Source organism: Hymenobacter psychrotolerans DSM 18569 (assembly GCF_900142395.1).
Classification (GTDB): domain Bacteria; phylum Bacteroidota; class Bacteroidia; order Cytophagales; family Hymenobacteraceae; genus Hymenobacter; species Hymenobacter psychrotolerans.
In genome coordinates, this window is record NZ_FRAS01000063.1 from 1 (window position 1) to 1557 (window position 1557).

General features: G+C 47.8%; 1 rRNA gene. It reads right to left on the bottom strand.

What is annotated here, in order from left to right:
- Positions 1 to 881 precede the first annotated feature (881 nt).
- Positions 882 to 1001, bottom strand: a 5S ribosomal RNA gene (gene rrf, locus BUE15_RS21220).
- Between the last annotated feature and the right edge of the window lie 556 nt (positions 1002 to 1557).

The following is a 1557-nucleotide window of genomic DNA, read 5'->3' on the forward strand; positions in this document are numbered from 1 at the left end:
ATCAACCAGGTAACTATCTCACGTACGCTCTCAGAAAGAGCGTGAAGGCTACAACGGGATTGCTCCCACTGACTGCCCCTCGAGTTTGTTACAAGAAGATTGTTTATAAACCTTACTTTCAAATATACACAATAATCTTTGTTATTATGAACTTGCGTTCAATCAAACTCTGACTACCATGTTCATCTACTTTTCTGGTCTTGCTCAATCTAGCTGTGTTCTCTGAGACGCTAAAGTACTCAGATCGACAGCTATAGTGAAGATTGCATTCCGCTTCAGCTCTGTATAAGAGCACCCGCTTCATGTATATCTTCGAGTGTTTGATTATGGACTGGTATCGCTATCAGCTATAAATCTACACCTGTTTTACCCTTCGCCAGTCCGAAGACTAGCTCAGATAGGACAGAGCACGAAGCTCTAACCCTGACCTTGATTCACCAGCTCTGATTAATACATCCGAGCAGATTACTACAACATCGGTAATTGAGGATTCATTCAGAGATCAGTACAATCAACACGCCTTCGCATTCGGGCTTTTAGACTGTTCTTCACTCTTCATATAGTAGGCAGGAACGTTTTCGTGCGATGATGAAGCTGTGAGATGAGAAAAATGACCAAAATGCGATTTTGACGCGCTTCACGACTTGGTGGATTTTTCTCTCAGCACTTTGCCTTCTCAACCTTTTCCCCCCCTTCCCACAGCTCCTGGCTATCCCTGGATGCATCAGGGTGCGAATACGAGCACATATCAACCCTTGGACAGGCAGCAAGAGTTGTTGAGAGGAACAAAAAGTGGACAGGGGCAAGGATGAAAGACAGAGGCAGCTCCACTTCACCCTGTGCTGGCCACCAGGCTCTCCTAGTGGAGGGAAGCAAAAAAATACCTGCGGCAGCACAGTGTTCTCGACTGGTCACCCACGTCAATACTCTCTGGCCCCTGCGATGCTTGTCTGCGCGGATCGGACGAGACGCGGAAGGTTCATCGCGGTATGGCCGCAGATGCAGAGTCAGGTTGTAACAGTGATTATATACCCCTCAACAAACTTCACTTCGTAGTCAAAACCCATCCACAGCGTCGAACATTGAGATGAGAGAGAATGAAAAGTCAGTGGGGATGGTGTCTGCTCATGGTTGAGTTGTTCCTACCAGTTGCTCAGACATTGGTAGAGACACCCCTGTGCAAGTGCTTAGGTGGAAGTCTGAGAAGTGGCGGAGGGGAAAGCTCTGATGTACAAAGTTTGAGTTTTGAAAAGAGAAGTGACAGTGCTTTCCAACCCTGGCTTGCTGATCAGTCTCCTAGCCCTAAATACTCTAGTTGAACATAGTGGAAGGGGGTCTTAGGTGGGGAAAGTGGTAGCTCTGTCCATGCAAGCTGTAGACTTGGGTTACCCCCCTCACCTTTAGAGACCCTAACCCTAACAGCAGTGGTTCAGACCGAGTCTAGGGCAGCCTGGCCCTGTAGAGACAGCTTGACAGAAGGGGAGTCAAGGTTTGGAAGTTCCAGGTTAGTGTCAAAGGGGAACCGAGAGGGGGAAATGGTTTTCGAGGGATTCAAGT